Below are 472 nucleotides of genomic sequence, written 5' to 3'. Positions count from 1 at the left end.
AAAAGTGCGGGTGAAGGGAGTCGAACCCCCACGCCAAAGGCGCCAGATCCTAAGTCTGGTGCGTCTGCCAATTCCGCCACACCCGCATATTAATTTATTTAAGAAAAATGGGGCGACTGATGGGAATCGAACCCACGAATGCCGGAGCCACAATCCGGTGCGTTAACCACTTCGCCACAACCGCCATAGTTGCTGGTGCCGGCTAGAGGACTTGAACCCCCAACCTACTGATTACAAGTCAGTTGCTCTACCAATTGAGCTAAGCCGGCTAGAATGGTGGAGGATGACGGGATCGAACCGCCGACCCCCTGCTTGTAAGGCAGGTGCTCTCCCAGCTGAGCTAATCCTCCATTTGCCTGGCAACGTCCTACTCTCACAGGTACAAGGTCCCAACTACCATCGGCGCTAGAGAGCTTAACTTCCGTGTTCGGTATGGGAACGGGTGTGGCCTCTCTGCCATCATTACCAGACT

At 54.4% G+C, this 472-nt stretch carries 4 tRNA genes and 1 rRNA gene; all 5 read right to left on the bottom strand.

The features are described from left to right. Positions 1–5: 5 nt before the first annotated feature. Positions 6–86: transfer RNA gene (locus MR109_RS29700), tRNA-Leu, on the bottom strand. Positions 87–108: 22 nt separating this feature from the next. Then, a tRNA-His gene (locus tag MR109_RS29695) sits at positions 109–184 on the bottom strand. 9 nt (positions 185–193) lie between these two features. Beyond that, positions 194–269, bottom strand: a tRNA-Thr gene (locus tag MR109_RS29690). A gap of 5 nt (positions 270–274) precedes the next feature. After that, positions 275–350, bottom strand: a tRNA-Val gene (locus MR109_RS29685). 4 nt (positions 351–354) lie between these two features. Next, positions 355–470: ribosomal RNA gene (rrf, locus tag MR109_RS29680) — 5S ribosomal RNA — on the bottom strand. Between the last annotated feature and the right edge of the window lie 2 nt (positions 471–472).

The organism is Bacillus cereus group sp. BfR-BA-01310, from assembly GCF_022664325.1.
Classification (GTDB): Bacteria; Bacillota; Bacilli; order Bacillales; family Bacillaceae_G; genus Bacillus_A; species Bacillus_A paramycoides.
This window is presented reverse-complemented; position numbering and strand designations above follow the sequence as displayed.